Source organism: Martinezella lusitana (genome assembly GCF_900094565.1).
Classification (GTDB): Bacteria; Pseudomonadota; Alphaproteobacteria; order Rhizobiales; family Rhizobiaceae; genus Rhizobium; species Rhizobium lusitanum.
The window spans coordinates 1-23,002 of sequence record NZ_FMAF01000045.1 but is presented as its reverse complement, the minus strand read 5'-3'; the positions used below and the strand labels follow the sequence as shown (position 1 = coordinate 23,002).

Here is a 23,002-nt window from a genome sequence, read left to right as displayed (position 1 = left end):
TTCCCATGCGCATCGACCTGCAAGACCGTCCGAAACTGAGCCGCCTGGCTCAGATCCTGCTGCTATTGGCCTTCTGGCAGGCGGGTGAGGCCATCGTGCGCCTTGTGCATCTGCCCATACCCGGCGCCATCGCCGGCATGCTGCTGGTGCTGGCATTGTTTGCGAGCGGCAAGGTGGGGGTCGCAAGCATGCAGCGTGGAGCGGAATGGTTTCTGGCCGAAATGCTGCTGTTCTTCGTGCCGGCTGTGCTCGCGGTGCTAGACCATGGCGAATTCATCGGGATCGTCGGGCTGAAAGTGCTGGCCGTCATTCTGGTCGGCACCATCATCGTCATGGGTGTCACTGCGATTGCGATCGATATCGGTTGCCGCCTGATGATGCGCCAGGGAGTATCCCGTCATGTCCGCAATTGAAGCGACTGCATCCGGTCTGTTCTGGCCATTGGCGACGATCGGCCTCTACTATCTTTCCAAAGCGCTCTATCGCCGCCGGCCTTTGCTGTGGCTGTCGCCGCTGATCGCAGCGCCGACGGTTCTGATCCTCATCGCCCTCGTCCTGCATGCGAGCTATCAGGATTATATGCATGACAGCCGTTGGCTGCTTGCCTTGCTGGGGCCGGCGACCGTTGCCTTCGCGGTGCCGATCTACGAGCAGCGGAATCTTATCAAGCGCTATTGGCCCGTGCTTTTGTTCGGGGTAACGGTCGGCAGCACCACGGCCATGGTCTCGGCCTGGGGGTTTGCCAGCCTTCTCGGCCTTGATGAAAGCCTGCGTCTCAGCCTGATGCCGCGCTCGATCAGCACGCCTTTCGCCATGGTCGTATCGGGCGACATCGGCGGCGTGCCAAATCTCACCGCCGTCTTCGTGGTCATCACCGGCCTGTTTGGCGCCGTCATCGGCCAGACGCTCTTACGGCTGCTGCCGCTCCGGTCCGGTATCGCCCGCGGCGCGCTGTTCGGCATGGGGGCACATGGTGTCGGCGTCGCGAAGGCCAACGAGATCGGCCGCGAAGAAGGATCAATCGCCGGGCTGGTCATGGTGCTGGTAGGGCTGACCAATGTGCTGGCGGCACCGTTGATCGCATGGCTGATGCATTCGGCCTGAACGAAAAAGGCCGCAACGCTCGCACGCCGCGGCCTTTTTCAATTCGAAAATCCGGCTCAGCTGTCCTTCGTCTCCAGCGTCTTGCTGAAGAAGATCGCGACCAGCGTGCAGACGACGCCGGACAGCAGATAGAGGCTGGTATAGACGAGGCCGAACTGGCTGGAGAGGCTCAGCGCCACGAAGGGCGCAAAGCCCGCGCCGATCAGCCAGGACAGATCCGACGTCAAGGCCGAGCCGCTATAGCGATAATTGCGGCTGAAGCGGGAGGCACTGGCGCCCGCCGCCTGACCGAAAGAAAGGCCGAGCAGCGTGAAGCCGAGGACCACATAGATGTGACGGCCGGTGACGCCGCCATCGAGCAGCCATGGCGCGACGAAGGCAAAGCAGGCGATCAACACTGCGGCGACGGCGAGCTGATTGCGACGGCCGATCCGGTCGGCAATGAGGCCGGAACAGATGATGGAGACGATGCCGCAAATGGCGCCGAGGAACTCCATCAACAGGAATGAGCCGGGAGTTTGCTCGCTGTAAAGCGTCACCCAGCTGAGCGGGAAGACGGTGACCAGATGGAAGGTCGCGAAGCTTGTGAGCGGCACGAAGGCGCCGATCAGCACGTCGCGGCCATGCACGCGCAGCAGTTCCGTCATCTTCACGGGCTCGAGCTCATGGCGCTCCAGCAGAGTGCCGAATTCTTCGGTCGCCACCAGACGCAGGCGGGCAAACAGCGCGACCACGTTGACCGCGAAGGCGCAGAAGAACGGGTAACGCCAACCCCAATCGAGGAAGTCCGCCGTCGTCAGGCTCGTGATCAAATAGGCAAACAGCGCACTCGCCAGCATGAAGCCGATGGGGGCGCCGAGCTGCGGGATCATCGCATACCAGCCACGGCGATTGGCGGGTGCATTCAGCGCCAGCAGCGAGGCCAGGCCGTCCCAGGCGCCGCCGAGCGCAAGGCCCTGGCCGATGCGGAAGGTGGCGAGCAGGACGATCGCATAGACACCGACCTCGGAGTAGCCCGGCAGAAAGCTCATCGCCGCCGTCGAGCCGCCAAGCAGGAACAGCGCGATCGTAAGCTTGACGCCGCGACCGTATCTCCGGTCGATCGCCATGAAAATGAACGATCCGATCGGGCGGGCGATGAACGCCAGCGCGAAGACCAGGAAGGAGAGCAGCGTGCCACGCAGCGGGTCGGCGAAGGGAAAGAAAAGCTTCGGGAAAACCAGCACCGACGCAATGGCATAGATGAAGAAATCGAAAAACTCGGACGTGCGACCGATGATCACGCCGATGGCAATGTTGCCCGGGGCGACCGCACCACCGGCATGCATACTGCGGGCATCGCTCTCGAGAGTTGAAGATGTAGGGTTCAGTGTTTCATGTGTCACGCTGACCATGTACGGGAGCCTCCCACTCCGAGCGCGAACTCCTCCGCGAATTCGCGCGTAATGAAAATGTCGATCAAACGCGCGAACATATCAAGACTGGAGCATGAAATAATTCGCAAATTAGAGGCAAGTGACACGATTTCCGCCTTTGTCGCCGCATTCCCGATAGCCGGGGAACTACCATCGGTAGCCATTTGTTCCGATCCGGGTATATTGGCCGCCATAAAAAGCGATGGCCGCCGGAGAACCTTCTAGATTTCTCAGGATTTCCCCGATAGGGGGGAACGGCATTTCATGCCGCACCGCACTTGCGCTTGTTGCGGTGCGACGAAACACCTCATATCGTTCATGACCGCCGTCCTTTAGTCGCGGTACGGTCGAAACAAAAAGAGCTTTAAGACGTGCTAAGACTAGCGAAGATTTTCAGCCGCTTATTTGTCCTCCCCCTGATTTTGCTGCTGTCAGGCTGCAACATGGTGGTGATGACCCCCTCCGGCGACATCGCCGTACAGCAACGCAACCTGATCATCGTCTCGGTCGTCCTGATGCTGGTCATCATCATACCGGTGATCTTCCTCACGCTGTTCTTCGCCTGGAAATATCGCCAGTCGAACAAAGAGGCAGCCTACGAGCCGGATTGGCATCATTCGACACGTCTCGAACTGGTCATCTGGTCCGCCCCGCTCGCCATCATCATCGCGCTCGGCGCCGTCACCTGGATCAGCACCCACCAGCTGGACCCCTACAGACCGCTCGACCGCATCGCCGCCGACAAGCCGATCAGCGCCGACGTGAAGCCGCTGACGGTCGAGGTCGTCGCGCTCGACTGGAAATGGCTGTTCTTCTATCCGGACTACGGCATCGCCACGGTCAACGAAATGGCCGCCCCGGTCGACAGGCCGATCAACTTCAAGATCACGGCTTCCTCGGTGATGAACTCCTTCTTCATCCCGGCACTGGCAGGCCAGATCTACGCCATGCCGGGCATGGAGACCAAGCTGCACGCCGTCATCAATCATCCCGGCGAATTCCAGGGCCTGTCCGCCAACTATAGCGGCGCCGGCTTCTCGCACATGCGCTTCAAGTTCCATGGCCTGAACCAGGCGGATTTCGACCAGTGGATCCAGAAGGCCAAGAGCCAGGGCACGGCGCTCGGCCGCCCGGAATATCTGAGCCTCGCTCAGCCGAGCGAACGCAATCCGGTGCAGTACTTCAACGCCGTCGATGATGGTCTCTACAACGCCATCCTCAACATGTGCGCCGATCCGAGCAAGATGTGCATGAGCGAAATGATGCATATCGATGCCAAGGGCGGCGCCGGCAAGGAAAGCCAGGAAAACCGCGAGCGTCTGATCTACGACAACCGCGGCGCCGGTCACGCGGACGCAACGCCCGTCAAGGCAGACGGCTCCGCGACCAACACCATGCAGCATGGCGACACGGCGATGCAGGGCATGGGCTCCATGCAAGGCATGGATATGGGCAACGGCTCTTCTTCAGATTCGTCGACCGGTTCGGCGCAGCACCAGGGTCACTGATCCGGTGCGCTTAGTAACAAGACATTTATAAGGACAGAGGCAATCCATGTTTTCCAACCCGGACCTCTATAAATTCATCTTCGGTCGGCTGACGCTCGAGTCCATCCCCTATCACGAGCCGATCCTCGTCGTGACCTTCATCGGTGTCGCCATCGGCGGCATCGCTCTTCTGGGCGTGCTCACCTATTTCCGCCTCTGGGGCTATCTCTGGAAGGAATGGTTCACCAGCATCGACCACAAGAAGATCGGTATCATGTACATCGTGCTGGCGCTGATCATGCTGCTGCGCGGCTTTTCCGACGCGCTGATGATGCGTGCCCAGCAGGCCTTCGCCTTCAACGGATCGGACGGCTTCCTGCCGCCGCACCACTACGACCAGGTATTCACCGCCCATGGCGTCATCATGATCTTTTTCGTGGCGATGCCGATGGTGACGGGTCTGATGAACTTCGTCGTGCCGCTGCAGATCGGCGCACGCGACGTTTCGTTTCCGTTCCTCAACAACTTCTCCTTCTGGATGACGACGGCCGGCGCGATCATCATCATGATCTCGCTGTTCATCGGCGAGTTCGCAAAGACCGGTTGGCTCGCCTACCCGCCGCTGTCGGAAAGCGCCTATAGTCCCGACGTCGGCGTCGACTATTACATCTGGGGCCTGCAGGTCGCCGGCATCGGCACGCTGCTGTCGGGCGTCAACCTCGTCGCGACCATTGTCAAGATGCGTGCGCCGGGCATGACGATGATGAAAATGCCCGTCTTCACCTGGACCGCGCTCTGCACCAACGTGCTGATCGTCGCCGCCTTCCCGGTCCTGACTGCCGTTCTCGCCCTGCTGTCGCTCGACCGCTACGCCGGCACGAACTTCTTCACCAACGACCTTGGCGGCAACCCGATGATGTATATCAACCTCATCTGGATCTGGGGTCACCCGGAAGTCTACATCCTGATCCTGCCGGCCTTCGGCGTGTTCTCGGAAGTCGTTGCCACCTTCTCCGGCAAGCGCCTCTTCGGTTATGCCTCGATGGTGTACGCCACCGTCGTCATCACCATCCTGTCGTACCTGGTCTGGCTCCACCACTTCTTCACCATGGGCTCGGGTGCCAGCGTCAACTCCTTCTTCGGCATCACGACGATGATCATCTCGATCCCGACGGGTGCGAAGCTGTTCAACTGGCTCTTCACCATGTATCGCGGCCGCATCCGCTATGAAGTGCCGATGCTGTGGACCGTGGCCTTCATGGTCACCTTCACGATCGGCGGCATGACCGGCGTCATGCTTGCGGTTCCGCCGGCAGACTTCGTGCTGCACAATTCCTTGTTCCTGATCGCCCACTTCCACAACGTCATCATCGGCGGCGTGCTGTTCGGCATGTTCGCCGGCATCGCCTACTGGTTCCCGAAGGCCTTCGGCTTCAAGCTCGATCCGTTCTGGGGCAAGATGTCCTTCTGGTTCTGGGTCGTCGGCTTCTACTTCGCCTTCATGCCGCTCTACGTGCTCGGCCTGATGGGCGTCACCCGCCGCGTCTCGCAGTTCGACGATCCCTCGCTGCAGATCTACTTCATCGTCGCCGCGCTCGGCGCCGTGATGATCGCCATCGGCATCGCCTCCTTCATCATCCAGCTCGTCGTCAGCTTCATCAAGCGCGAAGAGCTTCGCGACGTGACCGGCGACCCGTGGAACGGCCGCACGCTGGAATGGTCCACGTCCTCGCCGCCGCCGGAATACAATTTCGCGCTGACGCCGATCGTTCACGACAACGACGCCTGGTGGGACATGAAGAGCCGCGGCTACGTCAGGCCGACCGAAGGCTTCATACCGATCCACATGCCGAAGAGCACGGGGACGGGCATCATCCTCGGCGTTCTCTCGATCGCCTTCGCATTCGGCATGATCTGGTACATCTGGTGGCTCGCCGCCATCACCTTCGCCGCGATGATCATCATTACGATCGGCCATACCTTCAACTATAAGCGCGACTTCCACATTCCCGCCGAGGAGGTCGTGAAGACCGAGAACGAGCGTACGAAGCTGCTCGCAGGACAGGTATAAGACCCATGACGACCCAAACCGCACATGCTCCCAAGGGCGGCGAAACGCCCGCCTTCTACATGACGGAAGAGTATCATCCGGAAGGCAGCACCATGCTGGGCTTCTGGATCTACATCATGAGCGACTGCCTGATCTTCGCAGTCCTCTTCGCGACCTATGCCGTGCTCGGCCATAACTACGCGGCAGGCCCTTCTCCGGCCGACCTCTTCGAGCTGCCGCTCGTCGCCCTCAACACGGCGATGCTGCTTTTCTCCTCCATCACCTATGGCTTCGCCATGCTGGCGATGGAGAAGGACAATAAGTCGGCAACGATGATGTGGCTGGCGATCACCGGCCTGTTCGGCGCAGCCTTCATCTTCTTCGAACTCTACGAGTTCTATCACCTGATCCTCGACGGCGCCGGCCCGCAGCGCAGCGCCTTCCTGTCGGCCTTCTTCACCCTGGTCGGCACGCACGGGCTGCACGTCACCGTCGGCATCGTCTGGCTGATCACGCTGATGGTGCAGACCGGCCAGCATGGCCTCATCCCCGAGAACAAGCGCCGCCTGATGTGCCTTTCGATGTTCTGGCATTTCCTCGACGTCGTCTGGATCGGCGTGTTTTCCTTCGTCTACCTCATGGGAGTTCTCGGATGAGCTCGAACACCGACCATTCGCATCATTCCGCCGACGCCCACGGTCACGACCACCATGGCGGTCACGAGGCCGCTCACGGCACCTTCAAGAGCTACATGACGGGGTTCGTTCTTTCCGTCATCCTGACCGCCATTCCCTTCTGGCTGGTCATGGCAAAGGTCTTCTCCGATCCCGTCGTGACAGCCGCCCTGATCATGGTGCTCGGCGCGATCCAGATCATCGTGCACATGATCTACTTCCTGCACATGAACACCCGTTCGGAAGGCGGCTGGAACATGATGGCGCTGATCTTCACCATCGTGCTTGTCATCATCGCCCTTTCCGGCTCGCTCTGGGTCATGCATCACCTCAACTCGAACATGATGCCCATGTCGCCCGAGATGATGCGCAACATGCCTTGATCAACAAGCGGCGGGCCTTCGACAGGAGGCCCGCCCTCTTTCCGGCGCGAGAGTTCCGCCGGATGCTGCGTGGCACAGCCCTCGGGACGCACAAGGTTCGCAGCCCAATTTCCCCGACGACGCATGATATTCCGCGAAGGCCGTTTCGCACCTCCCGAAATCATGCGGCAGCGCGTCCCCCGGAGACCAGCGCATGACCGATACTCCTTCGACAACGTCTCCCGATAAGCCTCGCTCGATGCTCAAGCTCGCCATCTGGGTGCTGCTGCTCCTGCTGCTGACCGCACTCCTGATCGGCCTCGGCACCTGGCAGGTGCAGCGGCTGCATTGGAAGCTCGATCTGATCGCCAGGGTCGATGCCCGCGTGCACGCACCGGCGGTTCCGGCGCCGGGACCAGCGCAATGGGCTGACGTGACAGCCGAAAACTCCGAATACAAGCGTGTCCAGGTGAGCGGCACTTTCCTCAACGACAAGGAAACGCAGGTCTATGCCTCGACCGTGCTCGGCCCCGGCTATTGGGTGCTGACACCGCTGAGGGAAGCCGACGGGACGATCGTCATTGTCAATCGCGGCTTTGTTCCCACAGAGAAGCGCAAGCCGGCGACGCGTCCGGCCGACCAGATCAGCGACGAGACGACCGTCACCGGCTTGCTGCGGATCAACGAGCCCAAGGGCACACTGCTGCGTTCCAATGTGCCGGCGGAGGAGCGCTGGTATTCACGCGACGTGAACGCGATAGCCGACGTGCGCGGCCTGCAGAACGTGGCGCCCTACTTCATCGACGCGGACGATACGAAAAATCCGGGCGACCTGCCGGTTGGAGGATTGACGCAGATCGTCTTCCACAACAGCCATATCGTCTATGCCATTACCTGGTACGGGCTGGCTGTCATGACGCTCGGCCTCGCAGTATTCCTCGTCTATTTCGAACGGCAGCGGGCGAAGGCGGTCCGCTGATCCCCATGGTATTGTTTTCCGCAATTCCGGACAGAACCGCTAGGCACTTTTCCTGGAATCGCTCTATTCCACCATCCGCGGGAAGCGAAGCTGCCAGCGCCGGCCGTCGCTCGTCATCTCGACCATGCCGAACGGCTCGACGTCGATCGTCCAGAATGCCGCAAGCGGGGCCTGCAACACGTGCAGGACGGCGGCGCGGATGACGCTGGCATGGGTGACGGCGACGGTGTGACCGGCATCATGAAGATGATGCCCCATCCATTCGCCAATGCGCAACACGACCGACGACAGAGATTCGCCGCCATGCGGTGCGGCGTCCAAATCTGTCATCCACAGCGCCAGGGATTCCGGGTCACTTTCATGAAGTTCGGCAAGCGATTTTCCACACCACTCGCCGTAGTCACATTCGCGCAAGGCAGTTTCAAGGATGGCGTCAGGACCGAGGATAGCGGCCGTCTGACGCGCGCGCAGCGCCGGGGCCGTCCAGACCCGATCGATCGTTGCGAGCCTGGCAACGGGCAACTTGGCTCGCTGCGCCGCTTTCGCTTCCAACGGCTCGTCGTCCGGAAAACAGCCCTTTCGATTGGCTTCCGTCGGCCCATGACAAATCCAGCTCAGGCGTGCCTTCATGACACTCGATATCCCCATGCCTTGTCGCGATTTAACATCGCAACAGCGTTTGATTGACAATCATCTTTGTGGACAGATATAAACTTGCACTTACGGGTGTGGAAGCCGGTGAAATCCCGGCGCGGTCGCGCCACTGTAATCGATGACGGAAGCTTCGCCCTCGAGAGCCAGACCCTTCCCGTAAAGAACCCTTCCGCAAATGGAACGCGCTTTTCTTAAAGAGGGAACGACAATGTCTGACACCGCTTTCGCACCATCCGCAATCCCCCAGCCGATCCCGCTCGGCCAAATCCTGCCTTGGGCTGTTTTCGCCGGCCTGTTGATGCTGCTGGCGATCTATTTCGTCGGCGCCGAGGAAGGCGCAACCTCGCTGATATCAGGCATGTATGTGCACGAATTCGTGCATGATGCCCGTCACCTGCTCGGTTTCCCCTGCCACTAAGGGACCAGGCACATGGTTGGACGTCTTTTGCTCCGCGGCATGATCGTCGGGGCCCTTGCCGGCATTCTCGTTTTTGCCTTCGCCCACACTTTCGGCGAGCCGCTGGTCGATTGGGCGATCGGCTTTGAAGAAAAGGCCGCGCAGGCAGCCGGCGAAGCGCCGGAACCGGAAATCGTCAGCCGCGCCACACAGTCAGGCGTCGGTCTTTTCACCGGCACCGTGATCTTTTCGACGGCAATCGGCGGGTTGTTCGCGCTGGTCTTCTCCTTCGTCTACGGCCGCATCAGCCCGCTCGGCGCGCGTGGCACGGCAGCATTGCTCGCAATCGCGGCTTTCGTGACGATTTCGCTCGTCCCCGATATCAAGTACCCGGCAAACCCGCCAGCGGTCGGCAATTCCGACACGATCGGCGCCAGGACCGAGCTGTTCTTCATCATGATCGTTGCTTCGATCGTCGGCATGATCGTCGCGGTCGGGCTGGGTCGCCGGCTGGCGGCACGTTACGGATCATGGAACGGGGCGATCCTTGCCGGCATCGGCTACATCGTCTTCATCGCACTGATCCAGTACCTGCTTCCGTCGATCAACGAAGTGCCGGAACAGTTCTCGGCCGTTGTGCTCTGGCGGTTCCGGATTGCATCGCTCGGTATGCACGCGATCCTGTGGGCCACCCTCGGGCTTGCCTTCGGAGCCTGGGCGGAGCGAGAGCTACCGCAGACACGCTACCGCAACCCGGCGCTGCGCCGAGCCTAGCATGGCAAATCCATCCCATCCCGCGCATGATCTCGTGCGCGGGAAACGCCTGCATAGAAGCGGCGCCTTGCTCGCCGCGCTCTGCCTCATGCTGTCGTGTTGGCCGACAGTGCTTGCCGCCCATGGCGGCAGCTCATCGGGAAGCCAAACCGGCATCCCGATACCAAGCCTCCCACATGGCGAAATGGCTGTCATCGCACCCTATTACGGGCGGATCGTCGCGCTTGCGGAAAACGCATCGGATACCGACGAAACCTTCCGCCGCCTGCTGAATTTCGCGCAGATCCAGCGCGCCTATTGTCTCTGGGGGATGATGCCCGGCAGTGTGAGCGACGAGGAAAGTCCGTTCAACGAATGCTCGCACGCCTATCTCGCGGCAGCCAAGGCGGTGCTGCTTCATATGCGGACGATGAAGAATGAAACGGCGCCCGTCGGCAATCTCGTCTCGGAGATCGACGCTACGCTCGTGCGCAACAATCTATCGCTTATCCTGTGCAAATTCAGCGGCGAAAGCTTCAATACGGCCGACATGATCCGGCCGAAACTCACCGACATCATTCTGCACGCCAGAAGCCTCTTGGCCATCCTGTCGGCCTTGCTGGCAACCGTCGCCGGACTGTGGCTGACGGCGCGGGCGCTGCGGACAGAACCCCGTCTGTAGAGAGGTTACACGTTTCGGGGAACTGCATAGCCGCTCTATATTGTTGTTTTTGCGCAATTCCGGACGGAAAACCGCTACGCGCTTTTCCTGGAATCGCTTTAAAAAACACCGCCGCAGAGCTTGCGGCGGTGTTTTTAATTTCACCAGTCGCGATGACGGCGCCAGCGGCCGTCTCCGTGCCAGCCATCGCGGTAGTCGCGATGACCGTACCAGCCCCATGGCGGTGGCGGCCTATGCCCCCAGCCATAACGCGGCGGCGGCGGTCCCCACCGGTTCGGGCGGCATTCGCCCCAGCGGGTCACATGCCAGCCACGACCGCAGGCATAGTCAACTTTCACGACCGGCACGGCAGCCGTTGTCCCGACAGCGGGAACAGGCATTGCTTCTGCCGAAGATACAGCCAGGCCACCAAGTAAAGCAGCGATGGCAAACACGGACGATCTCATTTTGGTGGTCCTCTATTCAAGTCCCTTACATGCGGGATTTAAAACCCAAGCGGATGAACACGGGCTGAACCGAAAAAGGCGTTTTGGCGGCGAAATCGAGAGCCGCCAGGATTGCCCTCCGGAGCAAGGATTTCTTCCGCCGCATCGTCATCTTTCCATAAGGAAATCCCGGCCCATCCGCAAAACGCCTATCGGTCTTTACAGGCGTCACGAGAGTTTCATGAACGGCGCTTAAATCAGGGATATCATTTGCCATAAGGGAGTTTGAGATGGTGGACGTCGTTTCAAACAACGTGGAGGGTGGCAACACCAATCACCCAATTCACGGCGCCAGCGGTTCGGCGAAATGGTTTCTGCCGCTCTTCGGCGTCGTCGTGCTCGGCGGCCTCGCTTATGTCGGCTACGCTCTCGGCAACGATCTTGCCGAGGCAGCTGCGGTTCCGTGGATCCTGCTCGGTCTCGCGCTGCTGATCGCGCTGGGTTTCGAATTCGTCAACGGTTTCCACGATACGGCCAATGCGGTCGCCACCGTCATCTACACCCGCTCGCTGCCGGCCGAATTCGCCGTCATCTGGTCCGGGTTCTTCAATTTCCTCGGTGTGTTGACGTCTTCCGGCGCCGTCGCTTTCGGCATACTGGCGCTTCTGCCCGTCGAACTGATCCTGCAGGTCGGCTCCGGCTCGGGCCTTGCGATGGTCTTCGCCCTGCTCACTGCCGCCATCATATGGAACCTCGGTACCTGGTATCTGGGCCTGCCGGCGTCGAGCTCGCACACGCTCGTCGGCTCCATCATCGGCGTCGGCCTTGCCAATCAGTTTCTGGCACCCACAGGCTCCGCCACCAGCGGCGTCGACTGGTCGCAGGCCAGCAGCGTCGGCATGTCGCTGCTGCTGTCGCCGATCATCGGCTTCGGTGCGGCCGCTTTACTGCTGCTGGTTTCCAAGGTTCTGATCCGCAACAAGGAGCTTTATGAAGCGCCGAAGGGCAACGCGCCGCCGCCGCGGTGGATTCGCGCATTGCTGATCTTCACCTGCACCGGCGTCAGCTTTGCCCACGGCTCGAATGACGGCCAGAAGGGCATGGGCCTGATCATGCTCATCCTCATCGGTCTCGTCCCGACCGCCTTCGCTCTCAACAAGACGCCCGACATCAACTATCTCGAGGCCTACAAGGCCGCTTCGGCGCAGGTCGAAACCGTGCTCGGCAAGTATGTGAAGCCCGGTGTGACCGCGCCTGCCGATCCGAAGGCCGCCGTCAGCGATGCCGTCAAGAGCAAGACATGGTCGGATGCAACGACGCCTGCACTTCAGGCCTATATCCACACCACCAGCGCCGAGATCGCCGCCTATCCGAGCGTCGAAAAGCTGCCGAACGAGCTCGTCGGCAACGTGCGCAACGACATCTATCTGATCGGTGAATCGCTGAAGCTGATCGACAAGCAGAAGCTGCTGCCGATGAGCGCCGACGATCTGAAGGCCGTTACCAACTATCACGCCGCCGTCGACCATGCGACGAAGTTCATCCCGCTCTGGGTGAAGGTTGCCGTGGCGCTGGCACTCGGTCTCGGCACCATGGTCGGCTGGAAGCGTATCGTCGTCACCGTCGGCGAAAAGATCGGCAAGACCCATCTGACCTACGGCCAGGGTGCGGCCGCCGAAGTCGTCGCCATGCTGACGATCGGGGCGGCTGACCACCTCGGCTTGCCGGTTTCCACCACGCACGTCCTGTCCTCGGGCGTCGCCGGCACCATGGCGGCGAATGGCTCCGGCCTGCAGTGGTCGACCGTGCGGAACATGCTGATGGCCTGGATCCTGACGCTGCCGGCCTCGATCGCGCTCGCCTTCATGCTGTTCCTTGTGCTCCGTCAGGTCTTCTGATCGACACGTTTCATCGGCCCTGCCGATTTTGCCCGACAAATGGCCCAAAAAGATAATGGCGCCCCCTCGTAGGGCGCCATTATCCTTGCAGCGTAGCGCCGCACAGCTGGTACGGCGAAACGTCCGCAATCCCCTCGTCGTGATCCGCACGCTTTCTCACGCGGACGTGCTCGAGCGGTTACGCGTTTCACGGAATCGCCTGACCGCTCTATGCTATTGTTTTTACGCAATTCCGGACGGAAAACCGCTACGCACTTTTCCGGGAATTGCTCTAGCGAACAGTTTCCTTTCTGTTGCCATTGGCGCCAAGACCGGAAAGCTTGGCGAGTTCCGACCGACGGTTCGCATAATTTTGTGCGACCATCGGATAGTTTGGCGCCAAACCCCATTTCTGGCGATATTCCTCAGGTGTCATGCCGTAGTGCACGCGCAAATGGCGTTTCAGCGTTTTGAAGCGTTTGCCGTCCTCGAGGCAGACGATATAGTCGTTCGTCACCGATTTCTTCAAATCCACCGCCGGCACCAGATTGCTACGTGCGGCAACGGGAGCAGAGCTGCGCAAAGCTTGCAGCGCGCCGTGGATATCCTTGATCAGCTTGGGAAGGCTGGCGGCCGAAATGGCGTTGTGAGCGACATAGGCCGAAACAATCTTCACACAGCCTTCGAATAGAAAATGCGATTGCGGTGGTGGTGCGGGGTTTTTTCTCTCACTGAAAGAATCCATGATCTTTTCCCGGATCTCATTTGGTTCCTCGTGCGCCGCCCAGCGCGATTGGGTCATATGCGAAGCCCGTTCCAAGCCCCGCACCGGTTCGAATTGCGCCGTCTTCCTGGCGCAGGTTTCCCCGGCATTGTCGCCGGGATAGAATACGTTCGCATCAGGTGCGCCCGTGATCATGGTCGGCCGCCCACCGCTCTCCGGCCTGCACCGGTGGGTGCTTCCGGCAGTCTCCTGGCGGAGTCCGCAAAATAGACCGCCAGTTTGTTACAGAGGACAACGAGTGGCATTCCGAGCATGAATGCCGTGTGAGTGGGGTCTCCATCGCAGTGATGAAGCGTCTGCAGGATAAGCTTGCGCTCGACATCTTCGGTCGTCTGGCCGACGAGAACGCTGACGGCGGTGTCGATCGTTTGCGGCACCGGACTGTCGCCGCCAAGGTGGAGGGCGATCTCTTCGATCAATCGATTTTCATTCGCCGTCGCCAGGACAATAACGGTTGCGCGACAGCCAAGTTCGTAAAAGACATACAGGCCGCTTTCGGCGTCGATCGCTATACGCGCGGAGATTCCCGCCGTTTCATCGCGGATGGTGACATGAGGCTCGGTGCCGCCCGTGAAGATGACGGACAGCGGAAAGCCTGCATCGGAGAACAAATCGCGAAGACGACACACCAAGGCACGCAACAATGTCTTGGTCTTGAGATCACACGTGGCGCTGGCGGAGGCGGCTTCATAATCGGCGGCAGAGAGCGGATGCTTGATCATGGCAGCACCCGCTTGGCGAACATGAAGGCCTCTGTGATACGAACCGCGCATGAATTCCGGATATGGCGTATCCGGATTCCGACGCCGCACGGCCGGGCAACAGCAGGAATGCTCATCCTACCCCCCTCATGCCAGCCGTGCCCTCGGGCCGCCGAAGCTGCGTCAGCGAAACCGGCTTCGACAACAGGAAGCCCTGCACATGCGTTGCGCCGGCCATTCGCGCGGCCTCCAGCTGCGACTCCGTCTCGACGCCTTCGACGACGACCGATGGGGCGAAACATGCGGCAAAACCGACAATATATGAAAGACTGTTGCGGCCCTCGCGGCTTGGCCTATTGTCGCGGATGAAGCAGGCGTCGATTTTGACGATATCGCTAGCGACCTGAAGCAGGGATTCCGGCGTGGCAAAACCGGAACCGAAATCGTCGATCGCGATGCGACAACCGAGTGCGCGGATCATCTTCACGCACTCTATGGCAGCACCAGTGAGCGGATAGGTTTCGGTGATCTCCACGACAAGCCGGGGGGTAAGCTCTGGCTGGCGGGCGATTCGGCTGACGATGCCGGCAAAGCATTCGGGATGGGATAGGCTGGCCACGGACAAATTACAGCCGAGTACAAGGGTCGCGTCCGCCGCCAAGGCTGATAACACCATGTCGAGCATGCGCAAATCGAGATCGAACCAGCGATCCTGTTGCTCGAGAAGCGAAACGAACGTTCCTGCCGTATGAACGATGCCATCGGAATCCGTTACGCGCGCCAGGCTTTCCGCATAGGCGATCTCCTCGATATTCTCGACGTCATGGATCCATTGCGCCGCAAAGCTCAGGCCACCGTCGGCGATCGCCTGTAAAATCAGGGCGCTATGTCCCTCCTCGCTGCGAATCCCATTACCGATCATCAAACCTCCCTTGGCCAGGGACATGACCGCAAGCGGAAATCCGGAACCAAAGAACGATGATTGAAAGCCGCGCATGCGCCTGCGATGCATCAGATTTCTGGTGCCTAGAATCCGCTCCTCCCATCTTCCAGACACCTTTAAACCCCATGTCACCGAGGTTCCCTTCAATGAGCCGGAGATATTGCGCCGAAGACGATAGTCAACCCAACGCGATGCGCCGATAATATTTATAGTTACTTTATGCTAATACACTAATTAACAAACCATTGCAAAAGTCAAACACCGCGCGTTTTTCTTATTTCTAATTCAACTAAATTATTAACGAACTTCGCCAGTCACTTTCCGGCCGCCGCCGGCGGCCACCAGCCGCTTCGCCTTGCCGCCTGAAGAGCCAGATCCAACGACGGCAGTTCGACGTGCCACAGCTTCTCCCATTCGAGGCTCATGACACCGTCATAACCATCGGCGGCGAGCGCGGAACGCAGCGCAGCCATGGGAAATTCGCCGCTGCCCGGCAGCACATAGCTATATGGCAGCTTCGGCCCCGGCTTGGAGATACTGTCCTTCACATGAAGATGCCGCGTATTGCCCCGCACCTGTTTCCAGGTCTCGACAGGATCCCGCCCTCCCTTGCGCCAGGTGTGGTGGGTATCCCAGAGAAGCGCGCAATCGGGCGCTCCTTCCAGAAGACGAGCGATGGCATCCGGCTGCACGAGAAAATCATGTGTTTCCACGATCATCTCCGCGCTGAAACCCTCGCGGACGGCCGTTTCCCGCCACCATTGCAGTGTCGACAGAGCCTCCGCCACTTCTCCGGCATCTCCGCTATCGCCGCCATCGAAAACCCGCAGGGATCTGACGCCGACCGCCTCCGCCCAAGGCAGATAGCGCAGGAACTCTTCCTTTGCCTGGTATGTCGCGCCGACGAGCCGCAGCGAGGTGTTGAAGGCGCAAACGCGCACGGCGGAGGCTTCCAGCGCACGCGCGAGGCCGGCAGGCGAACCGAATCTTTCGGTAAAATGAGTCGCCAGATCGATCGTGCCGCCAAGCGCGCGAATTTCGATGGCATCGAGACCGTAGCGCGCCGCCAAGGCAAGGGCTTCGTCCAATTCGAGGTCGGCGCATCCGAGCGTCGAAAATGCCAACGTCATGTGCGGCCCATCATTGTCAACGGCAATCACCACGGCCTCCTCCGCCTTGTCTCATCGCCCGCAGCGCGGCGTAAGTAACCAAACGGATAATTATGAAACGATGTTCGGCCGTCAAGAGCCGGCGGAGTTGATATCCCGTCGCCTGATAAAGGATATCCAATGCGTGAGATATAGCTATCCCTTACCAGACGACGGGATGCGTCTCTCCAGTCGCGACATTGACAAAACCTTCCGGCGCATGCTCAGACGGCGCCACAAGAACCCAGCGCCATGGCGCACAGGTCAGCGTCGCAAAGGAGAGGCGCTCGGGGAAACCCGGCCACCAGCGGGGCGAGAAAGTCGGCTCGTACATCCAATCGATCTCAGCGCCGGCAGCATAAAGCCTCTGCATTTCCACATCGAGTTCCTCCGCCGATCGCGCCGTCATCAGGCCACCGACCTCATAGTGGACGCGGGCGACGACCTTCCCACCTGAAACCAGTACCCAGCCGCCCTGCTGCTCATTGAGCGCATTGGCGACCATTGCCATGGCTTCGTCGGAGGAACCGACGACCCAGATATTGTGCTTGTCGTGGCCGAGCGTCGCTCCGAGCGCCGTATCCGGCGTGCGCGGCCCGGTGCCCAGCCAGAACATGCGGGAAACCTTGGCCTCGCCCGAAAACCGGTCGACGATCGCAAATTTGGTGACATTGCGATCCGGATCGCGCTGGACGGCGCCATCCCGGACCGGCAGATCCATGGTGATGAAATCGTCGGCCCAATGGAATGGCCGCAGCAGCGCCGCCTTCGCCGTCGCGGCATCCGAGGGCGCGGCGATGCGAAAATCCTGTGGCGCGACGACCCTGTCGATCCGCACCGTCTTCGTCGCCCAATCCGGCCAGTCGATCTCGGGGCGGACGCCGACGAAACTCGTGCCTTCGGAAGCCTGCTTACCATCAGCCCACACCTTGGCGATCGACAGCCTCTCCACATCGTCCAGAAGCACGATATCGGCAAAGCGGCCGGGCGCGATCGAGCCGACCCAGGGCGTAAGCCGCATATGCCGCGCCGGATTGATCGTCACGCATTGAATGGCGATCTCGGGAGCCAATCCATTCTCGATCGCAAGCCGGACATTGTGATCGGTCGCTCCGATTTTCAGCGTATCGGAGGCGCTGCGGTCATCCGTGACGAAAGCGATCTGCGACCAGTCGGACAGGCTTTTTTCGATCAGCCCCTGAATGACCTCGGGCAAGGAATGCGGCCGAAGCTCGATGAACAGGCCGTGCGTCAGCTTCTCCCAGATCTCATCGAGGAACCAGCCTTCATGATCGGAGGCGACGCCCGCGCCGGCGAAGGCATTGATCGACGCCAGATCGCGCAGGCCGGCGCCGTGGCCCTCGACGACGCCACGCTGCTCGAAGGTGGCGCGGATCATGCCCCATAGACGGTCATAAGCCGGATTCTCCGGATTGCTGACCGAAGGCCAATCCATCACCTCGTCGAGCCCGGCGACCATCAGGCTTTCGCCGAGAAAGGCTTTCTGCTCGTCATAGCCGAAGTGGCCGCCGCCCCATTCATAGGCCGTCGGCGGCACGGCCGAGCCCGGCAAGGGGAAGATCTTCATCGGCGATCCGCGACGGCGCGCCTCAAGCCAGAATTCGAGATTGCGGGCGCCGTTCACATTGGAAAACTCGTGACTCGCCTCGCAGGTCCAAGTGACACCGTGCGGCATGACCAGAGCGGCCTCCCATTCCGGCGTCAAATGCGAGCTCTCGATATGCTTGTGCGCCTCACCGAAACCGGGAACGGCCACAAGATGCGGCTCGTGGACACGCTCGCCGACCTCGCCCTCATAGCTGCCGGCCGGGCCGACATAGGCAATGCGCCTGCCCTTGATGACGATCTCCTGATCCTCGAGCCAGGTGCGGCTATGCACGTCAAGCAGCCGACCGACCCGCAGCAAGCGGTCGGCAGGACGGCGACCAAGTGCGGTGAGCGTCAGATCCTGGCGGATCAACACCTCGTCAGCCGCGTTCACCAGCAGATCGTCGGGGAGATTTGTCGTCGGAGACGTCATGATAGGTATGCCTGCGAGAATTCGATCCGCCGAGGGTAGAGATGGCGATCCGGCGTGTAAAGCGGTCTGTCTTGCTTGAAAGAAACCAAATTATCTCAAAGGGTTGCATTTCCGGCTATCATGCGCGCCGAAATATTTGGCCTGCCGATGCAGCGGCGGAAAAACTGTCCCGTGCTCAATTGTTGGGCTTGTAAAGCCGGTGCTCGAAAAATAGTATCCTGCAAGCTTGAAGCATATGCCTGATTTCATTGACCAAAGGATTTCGATAATGAAAGGCCTCACTCTTGCCCATGTCGCGGGCTTTGCGATTCTTGCTGCCACTGTCGTCCTGCCGGCCTATGCGCAGGCAAAAACGCTGACCATTTCCTGGTGGGGCTACAACGGCGAGAAGATGAAGGCGAACATTATCGAGCCTTTCAAGAAGATCTGCGGCTGCGACGTCGTCTTCGAAACGGGCAACAATGCCGATCGTCTCAACAAGCTGAAGCTGCGCGGCGGCAAGGGCGTCGATGTGATCTACCTGACGGACAGCTATTCGCAGGTCGGCATTCAGCAGGGTCTCTTTCAGGAGCTCGATCGCAACAAGATTCCGAACCTTGCCGATCTCTACGATCTCGCCAAGGCACCGCAGGGCAATTACGGCCCCGCCTATACGATCGGCCGCGTGGGCATCGTCTACGATACGGCGAAGGTCGTCACGCCGATTACCTCCTGGAACGATCTCTGGCGCAACGACTTGAAGGGCGCCGTCACGCTTCCGGGCATCACCACGACGGCCGGGCCACTGACGGTGCTTCAGGCCGCCAAGCATGCAGGTGCCGATCCCTATGACGATGCCGACAAGGCCTTCGAAGCGATCAGCGCACTGAAGCCGAATGTCGTCAAGAACTACAATACCGGCTCCGAGCTCGTGAACCTGATCTCGACGGGCGAGGCCAAGGTGGCTCTGGCACAGGACTTCACCCTGGCATCGATGCAATCAGCCGTTCCCACGATGGCCTGGGCCGCTCTCAAGGAAGGCGATGTCGCCACCCTCAATACGGTCAACATTCCCAAGGGCTCGGAAAATGTCGAGCTCGCCCACCAGTTCATCAATTTCATCCTGTCGAAGGACGTCCAGCAGGCAGAGGCCGAGCAGGGCGTGGATGCGCCTGTTTCCACCAAGGTCGTGCTGACGCCCGACAAGGCGAAGCTCTGGACCTACGGTCCCGACATGATCGCCAAGCTCACCCGCATCGATTATGCCAAGCTGAATGAAGCGCAATCGGACTGGATCGATCGCTGGAACGAGATCTTCGGCATGTAACAGGGCGTGCCGCGGCGACCCGGCGGCATCCCTTACGGAATTCGTTTGATGAAGCATCTTGCAAAATGGGGTTTGACGGCGCCGGCGATGACAGCCGTGGTGCTATTCCTTCTCGTCCCCGTAATCATCACGATCGCGGCGACATTCGGCGAACCCAAGGGTATGTTTTCTCCCTATGTCGCCTTCTTCACCAGCGGCTTTCGCCGCACGGTGCTCTACCGAACGATAGAAGTCGCCCTTGTGACGACGGCGATCTCCCTCGTCGTCGGGTTCATCGCCGCCTATGTCATCGCGCAAATGCCGGGTCGCGCGAAAAGCCTGATGATCATCGCCGCGGTCTTTCCCCTGCTGACCGGGGTCGTCGTGCGCTCCTTCGCCTGGCTGATCATTCTCGGCAAGAACGGCATTCTCAACACCATGCTGCTCTCGGTCGGCGTCATCAGCGAGCCGCTCTCGATGCTCTATACTGAAGGTTCGGTCATCGTCGCGATGGTCTATCTTTTCGTGCCGCTGATGATCCTCACCCTTGTCGGTGTGCTCGAAGGCATACCGCAGGACCTGATCCAGGCGGCAACTTCACTCGGCGCGACGCCGGCGGCGACATTTAGACAGGTCATCCTGCCGCTCGCCACGCCCGGCCTCATCGTCGGCGCCGTGCTGGTCTTTACCGGCAGCTTCACCTCCTATGCCACGCCGCAGCTGCTCGGCGGCGAAAAGCAGATGATGATGGGCACCTTCCTCTACCAGCGCGCCATGGTCACCTTCGACTGGGTCGGAGCCTCGACGATTGCCGCCATCATGGTCGTCGTGACGATCGGTATCGTGGCGATCATGAGCCGCATCGCCCGACGGCTGAACCCGATGGCAGTGTGACGATATGGCAAGATCCGTCCACCCAGCGCTCATCGCTTTCACGGCTTGCGTCTTCCTGTTCCTTTTGGCGCCGCTCGTCATCATCATCGGCTCCGCCTTCAGCGACACCAGCTACCTCACCTTCCCGCCGCAGGGCCTGACGCTGCACTGGTTCTGGAACATCTTCGAGATCGAGGCCTTTCGCACGACTGCCATTACCAGCCTCGAACTCGCCTTGCTTGGAACAGTGCTTTCGCTGCTGATCGGCATCCCCGCCGCCTATGCCATCAGCCGATACAGAGTGGAGTTGCCGAGCTGGCTTTCGACGCTCTTCGTCCTTCCGATCCTTGTTCCGGAGATCGTCTTCGGTTTTTCGTTGATGAAATCGGTCACCATCGGCCTCGGACTTCCGATCTTCCCAAGCCTGCTGATCGGTCACGCGCTGCTGGTGCTGCCCTATTCCGTGCGCGTTGTCAGCGCCAGCCTCGCCAGCTTCGACTTCTCCATAGAAGAGGCGGCGATCAGTCTGGGCTGCCCGCCACTGAAGACCTTCCTGACGGTGGTGCTGCCGAATATCCGCGCCGGCGTCATCGCCGCCTTCATTCTCGCCTTCATTACCTCTATCAACGATGTCTCCGTCTCGGTCTTCCTGACCGGTCCCGGTATCTCCACTCTTCCGATCCAGATCCTCGCCCATATGGAACAGTTCTTCGACCCGACCATCGCCTCGGTCTCCGTGCTGCTGATGCTCGTGACAGTCGCCGTCATGGCGGTCGTCGAAGCGACCCTGGGCCTCACCTTCCTGACAAAGTAGCCGCCCGTGACCGTATCGCTTACCATCCAATCCATCAGCGCCCATTACGGCAAGACGCCGGTGCTGCAGGACCTGTCGCTGTCCGTCGCAGCGGGGGAGCTTGTCTCGCTGCTTGGCTCCAGCGGCTGCGGCAAGACGACGACGCTGCGGCTCGTCGCCGGATTCCTGCAACCGACGAGCGGCGCGATAAGACTGGGTGACCGCGATCTGACCACGCTTCCGGCGCATGCCCGGGATATCGGCCTGGTGTTCCAGAACTATGCGCTGTTTCCACATCTGACGGTCCTTGAAAACGTTGCCTTCGGCCTGAAGCAACGCCGCATCGCGGCACAGGAGCGCCGGCAGAAAGCCGCGGCCATGCTGGAACGCGTCGGCCTTTCCGGCCTTGGCGACCGTCTTCCTGCCGCGCTCTCCGGCGGCCAGAAGCAGCGTGTCGCGCTGGCGCGCGCCCTCGTCATCGAGCCGCCGCTGTTGATGTTCGACGAACCGCTTTCCAATCTCGACGCCAAGCTGAGGATCGACATGCGCGTCGAAATCCGGCAACTACAGCGCGTAAACGGCACGACCTCGCTTTACGTGACGCATGACCAGGAGGAAGCCTTCTCGATTTCGGATCGCGTCGCCATCATGAATGCCGGCCGCATCATGCAACTCGATACGCCAGAAGTCCTTTACCGCAAACCGGCCAATGCCTTCGTTGCCCGTTTCGTCGGCTTCGAGAACCTGCTGCCGTTGCGGACTATCGCGCGCGATGGGGCGCTGGTCACGGCAGAAGGCGCCGGTGGCGCGAAGATCACGCTGTCGCAGGATGATTTCGGACTGATTCCCGATGATTTCATCCTCGGTTGCCGCGCCGACGGCCTTTCGGTGCAGCAGGAAGGCAATGGCTTGCCGGCGGTCTTGGGAACGAGAACCTATCTCGGCCGGGCCTATCAATATCAATGCACGACGCCGGCCGGCGATATCGTTGCCAACGGCGCTTTGTCGGACCCGCTGGCAGCCGGCAATGTGGCCGTGCTCGTGCCGGTGCCCGAGCAATGCTGCATTCTCACTCCGGAGCTGTAATAGCCGGGCTTCCAGGCAGGCTCTTTGCTTGAGCGCGGCTCATTCTTCATGCTGCTCGGGTTGCGAGCTATGGCATGTCAGCTATTGAGGACGCCGTGGCCCATGTGGGAGGCGGAGGTAGGGCGCTGCTTGAGGTGGCCGCCCTGCTGGGTGCGCACTCCGGCAAGTCCCTGAACGCCGAAACGGCTTTGAAGTATATGCATTTGGGTGATTTGGTTGCGGGGGCAGGATTTGAACCTGCGGCCTTCAGGTTATGAGCCTGACGAGCTACCGGGCTGCTCCACCCCGCGTTACCAGCGTAAGCCGCAAAGCGGCTTATCGCGTCCAGCGTAAACCGCTTGAGCGGTTTATCGCGCCCGAGCAAACCCGGAGGGTTTGTCCCGTATTACCAGCGTAAGCCGCTTGAGCGGCTTATCGCGTCCAGCGCAAATCGGTGAGCGATTTGTCGCTTGTTTCCCTTGGCCCTTATTTCAGGTGCGCAAGGGGATA

23 protein-coding genes and 1 tRNA gene are annotated in these 23,002 nt (G+C 60.5%); 15 read left to right on the top strand and 9 right to left on the bottom strand.

Annotated features, from left to right (window positions below; all coding sequences use genetic code 11):
• Nucleotides 1-5: 5 nt before the first annotated feature.
• Both GA0061101_RS36125 and GA0061101_RS36120 read left to right on the top strand, forming a co-directional pair.
• Entirely contained in the window at nt 6-413 is a 408-nt protein-coding gene (locus tag GA0061101_RS36125; protein WP_092577294.1) for a CidA/LrgA family protein, read from the top strand.
• Entirely contained in the window at nt 400-1,104 is a 705-nt protein-coding gene (locus GA0061101_RS36120; protein ID WP_037200873.1) for an LrgB family protein, read from the top strand. The genes GA0061101_RS36125 and GA0061101_RS36120 overlap by 14 nt, the downstream gene beginning before the upstream one ends.
• A gap of 56 nt (nt 1,105-1,160) precedes the next feature.
• On the opposite strand, the gene GA0061101_RS36115 is transcribed toward GA0061101_RS36120, so the two are convergent.
• The gene (locus tag GA0061101_RS36115) at nt 1,161-2,498 is read right to left on the bottom strand and encodes an MFS transporter (protein WP_037200874.1); all 1,338 of its coding nucleotides are present in this window, start codon (nt 2,496-2,498) and stop codon (nt 1,161-1,163) included.
• 392 nt (nt 2,499-2,890) lie between these two features.
• Here GA0061101_RS36115 and cyoA point away from each other — a divergent pair, with 392 nt between their 5' ends.
• From cyoA to GA0061101_RS36085, 5 genes are all read left to right on the top strand, one after another.
• On the top strand, nt 2,891-4,027 hold the full coding sequence (gene cyoA, locus GA0061101_RS36105) for a ubiquinol oxidase subunit II (RefSeq protein WP_037200877.1): 1,137 nt from the start codon (nt 2,891-2,893) through the stop codon (nt 4,025-4,027).
• A 46-nt stretch (nt 4,028-4,073) separates the two neighbouring features.
• Nucleotides 4,074-6,077 carry a cytochrome o ubiquinol oxidase subunit I gene (gene cyoB / locus GA0061101_RS36100; protein ID WP_037200878.1) on the top strand — a complete coding sequence of 668 codons (2,004 nt, stop codon included), beginning with the start codon at nt 4,074-4,076 and terminating at the stop codon, nt 6,075-6,077.
• A 5-nt stretch (nt 6,078-6,082) separates the two neighbouring features.
• On the top strand, nt 6,083-6,712 hold the full coding sequence (cyoC, locus tag GA0061101_RS36095; RefSeq protein ID WP_037200880.1) for a cytochrome o ubiquinol oxidase subunit III: 630 nt from the start codon (nt 6,083-6,085) through the stop codon (nt 6,710-6,712).
• Nucleotides 6,709-7,113 (top strand): cytochrome o ubiquinol oxidase subunit IV, encoded by a 405-nt coding sequence (gene cyoD / locus GA0061101_RS36090; RefSeq protein ID WP_037200882.1) that lies wholly within the window; start codon nt 6,709-6,711, stop codon nt 7,111-7,113. The genes cyoC and cyoD overlap by 4 nt, the downstream gene beginning before the upstream one ends.
• A 193-nt stretch (nt 7,114-7,306) precedes the next feature.
• On the top strand, nt 7,307-8,071 hold the full coding sequence (locus GA0061101_RS36085) for an SURF1 family protein (protein WP_037200883.1): 765 nt from the start codon (nt 7,307-7,309) through the stop codon (nt 8,069-8,071).
• Between the two features lie 63 nt (nt 8,072-8,134).
• Here GA0061101_RS36085 and GA0061101_RS36080 read toward each other — a convergent pair whose 3' ends face one another.
• Entirely contained in the window at nt 8,135-8,701 is a 567-nt protein-coding gene (locus tag GA0061101_RS36080; protein WP_037200885.1) for a histidine phosphatase family protein, read from the bottom strand.
• Nucleotides 8,702-8,933: 232 nt separating this feature from the next.
• Between GA0061101_RS36080 and GA0061101_RS36075 the strand changes: the two genes are divergently transcribed.
• From GA0061101_RS36075 to GA0061101_RS36065, 3 genes are read left to right on the top strand one after another with little or no spacing between them, the layout of a single operon-like run.
• Nucleotides 8,934-9,143, top strand: a complete 210-nt coding sequence (locus tag GA0061101_RS36075; protein WP_034512131.1) for a CbtB domain-containing protein — start codon at nt 8,934-8,936, stop codon at nt 9,141-9,143.
• A 12-nt stretch (nt 9,144-9,155) separates the two neighbouring features.
• Nucleotides 9,156-9,896 (top strand): CbtA family protein, encoded by a 741-nt coding sequence (locus tag GA0061101_RS36070; protein WP_037200886.1) that lies wholly within the window; start codon nt 9,156-9,158, stop codon nt 9,894-9,896.
• A 1-nt stretch (nt 9,897) separates the two neighbouring features.
• Nucleotides 9,898-10,557 (top strand): hypothetical protein, encoded by a 660-nt coding sequence (locus tag GA0061101_RS36065; protein WP_037200888.1) that lies wholly within the window; start codon nt 9,898-9,900, stop codon nt 10,555-10,557.
• Between the two features lie 140 nt (nt 10,558-10,697).
• Here GA0061101_RS36065 and GA0061101_RS36060 read toward each other — a convergent pair whose 3' ends face one another.
• A complete protein-coding gene (locus GA0061101_RS36060) occupies nt 10,698-11,003 on the bottom strand; it encodes a GCG_CRPN prefix-to-repeats domain-containing protein (protein WP_080760617.1) in 306 nt (101 codons plus the stop codon).
• 269 nt (nt 11,004-11,272) lie between these two features.
• Between GA0061101_RS36060 and GA0061101_RS36050 the strand changes: the two genes are divergently transcribed.
• Entirely contained in the window at nt 11,273-12,880 is a 1,608-nt protein-coding gene (locus GA0061101_RS36050; protein ID WP_037200890.1) for an inorganic phosphate transporter, read from the top strand.
• Nucleotides 12,881-13,151: 271 nt separating this feature from the next.
• Here the strand turns inward: GA0061101_RS36050 and GA0061101_RS36045 are convergent, their stop codons facing one another.
• The 5 genes from GA0061101_RS36045 to GA0061101_RS36025 form a co-directional block, all read right to left on the bottom strand.
• Complete coding sequence (locus GA0061101_RS36045) at nt 13,152-13,661, bottom strand: Ros/MucR family transcriptional regulator (protein WP_244655105.1); 510 nt, start codon at nt 13,659-13,661, stop codon at nt 13,152-13,154.
• A 113-nt stretch (nt 13,662-13,774) separates the two neighbouring features.
• Nucleotides 13,775-14,365, bottom strand: coding sequence for a helix-turn-helix domain-containing protein (locus GA0061101_RS36040; protein ID WP_202032581.1), 591 nt, complete (start codon nt 14,363-14,365; stop codon nt 13,775-13,777).
• A 112-nt stretch (nt 14,366-14,477) separates the two neighbouring features.
• Nucleotides 14,478-15,266 (bottom strand): EAL domain-containing protein, encoded by a 789-nt coding sequence (locus tag GA0061101_RS36035; protein WP_037200907.1) that lies wholly within the window; start codon nt 15,264-15,266, stop codon nt 14,478-14,480.
• Between the two features lie 335 nt (nt 15,267-15,601).
• Nucleotides 15,602-16,450 (bottom strand): sugar phosphate isomerase/epimerase family protein, encoded by an 849-nt coding sequence (locus GA0061101_RS36030; protein ID WP_245297651.1) that lies wholly within the window; start codon nt 16,448-16,450, stop codon nt 15,602-15,604.
• A 148-nt stretch (nt 16,451-16,598) separates the two neighbouring features.
• The gene (locus tag GA0061101_RS36025; RefSeq protein WP_092577289.1) at nt 16,599-18,476 is read right to left on the bottom strand and encodes an adenine deaminase; all 1,878 of its coding nucleotides are present in this window, start codon (nt 18,474-18,476) and stop codon (nt 16,599-16,601) included.
• A gap of 268 nt (nt 18,477-18,744) precedes the next feature.
• Here GA0061101_RS36025 and GA0061101_RS36020 point away from each other — a divergent pair, with 268 nt between their 5' ends.
• The 4 genes from GA0061101_RS36020 to GA0061101_RS36005 are packed head-to-tail and all read left to right on the top strand — an operon-like array spanning nt 18,745 to nt 22,513.
• Nucleotides 18,745-19,782 (top strand): ABC transporter substrate-binding protein, encoded by a 1,038-nt coding sequence (locus GA0061101_RS36020; protein WP_092577307.1) that lies wholly within the window; start codon nt 18,745-18,747, stop codon nt 19,780-19,782.
• 48 nt (nt 19,783-19,830) lie between these two features.
• Nucleotides 19,831-20,655: an ABC transporter permease gene (locus GA0061101_RS36015; RefSeq protein ID WP_092577287.1), complete on the top strand. Its 825-nt coding sequence runs from the start codon at nt 19,831-19,833 to the stop codon at nt 20,653-20,655.
• 4 nt (nt 20,656-20,659) lie between these two features.
• A complete protein-coding gene (locus GA0061101_RS36010; protein WP_092577285.1) occupies nt 20,660-21,448 on the top strand; it encodes an ABC transporter permease in 789 nt (262 codons plus the stop codon).
• Between the two features lie 6 nt (nt 21,449-21,454).
• The gene (locus tag GA0061101_RS36005; protein ID WP_047640354.1) at nt 21,455-22,513 is read left to right on the top strand and encodes an ABC transporter ATP-binding protein; all 1,059 of its coding nucleotides are present in this window, start codon (nt 21,455-21,457) and stop codon (nt 22,511-22,513) included.
• A gap of 213 nt (nt 22,514-22,726) precedes the next feature.
• Here the strand turns inward: GA0061101_RS36005 and GA0061101_RS36000 are convergent.
• A tRNA-Met gene (locus tag GA0061101_RS36000) sits at nt 22,727-22,803 on the bottom strand.
• Between the last annotated feature and the right edge of the window lie 199 nt (nt 22,804-23,002).

Coding starts and splice junctions, on each gene's coding strand:
- GA0061101_RS36065 (WP_037200888.1), top strand. CDS start 9,898: ATGGCAAATCCATCCCATCCCGCGCATGATCTCGTGCGCGGGAAACGC.
- GA0061101_RS36050 (WP_037200890.1), top strand. CDS start 11,273: ATGGTGGACGTCGTTTCAAACAACGTGGAGGGTGGCAACACCAATCAC.
- GA0061101_RS36070 (WP_037200886.1), top strand. CDS start 9,156: ATGGTTGGACGTCTTTTGCTCCGCGGCATGATCGTCGGGGCCCTTGCC.
- GA0061101_RS36025 (WP_092577289.1), bottom strand. CDS start 18,476: ATGACGTCTCCGACGACAAATCTCCCCGACGATCTGCTGGTGAACGCG.
- GA0061101_RS36040 (WP_202032581.1), bottom strand. CDS start 14,365: ATGATCAAGCATCCGCTCTCTGCCGCCGATTATGAAGCCGCCTCCGCC.
- GA0061101_RS36120 (WP_037200873.1), top strand. CDS start 400: ATGTCCGCAATTGAAGCGACTGCATCCGGTCTGTTCTGGCCATTGGCG.
- cyoB (WP_037200878.1), top strand. CDS start 4,074: ATGTTTTCCAACCCGGACCTCTATAAATTCATCTTCGGTCGGCTGACG.
- GA0061101_RS36080 (WP_037200885.1), bottom strand. CDS start 8,701: ATGAAGGCACGCCTGAGCTGGATTTGTCATGGGCCGACGGAAGCCAAT.
- GA0061101_RS36085 (WP_037200883.1), top strand. CDS start 7,307: ATGACCGATACTCCTTCGACAACGTCTCCCGATAAGCCTCGCTCGATG.
- GA0061101_RS36115 (WP_037200874.1), bottom strand. CDS start 2,498: ATGGTCAGCGTGACACATGAAACACTGAACCCTACATCTTCAACTCTC.
- GA0061101_RS36020 (WP_092577307.1), top strand. CDS start 18,745: ATGAAAGGCCTCACTCTTGCCCATGTCGCGGGCTTTGCGATTCTTGCT.
- GA0061101_RS36075 (WP_034512131.1), top strand. CDS start 8,934: ATGTCTGACACCGCTTTCGCACCATCCGCAATCCCCCAGCCGATCCCG.
- GA0061101_RS36060 (WP_080760617.1), bottom strand. CDS start 11,003: ATGAGATCGTCCGTGTTTGCCATCGCTGCTTTACTTGGTGGCCTGGCT.
- cyoC (WP_037200880.1), top strand. CDS start 6,083: ATGACGACCCAAACCGCACATGCTCCCAAGGGCGGCGAAACGCCCGCC.
- GA0061101_RS36015 (WP_092577287.1), top strand. CDS start 19,831: ATGAAGCATCTTGCAAAATGGGGTTTGACGGCGCCGGCGATGACAGCC.
- GA0061101_RS36125 (WP_092577294.1), top strand. CDS start 6: ATGCGCATCGACCTGCAAGACCGTCCGAAACTGAGCCGCCTGGCTCAG.
- GA0061101_RS36045 (WP_244655105.1), bottom strand. CDS start 13,661: ATGACCCAATCGCGCTGGGCGGCGCACGAGGAACCAAATGAGATCCGG.
- GA0061101_RS36010 (WP_092577285.1), top strand. CDS start 20,660: ATGGCAAGATCCGTCCACCCAGCGCTCATCGCTTTCACGGCTTGCGTC.
- GA0061101_RS36035 (WP_037200907.1), bottom strand. CDS start 15,266: ATGATCGGTAATGGGATTCGCAGCGAGGAGGGACATAGCGCCCTGATT.
- cyoD (WP_037200882.1), top strand. CDS start 6,709: ATGAGCTCGAACACCGACCATTCGCATCATTCCGCCGACGCCCACGGT.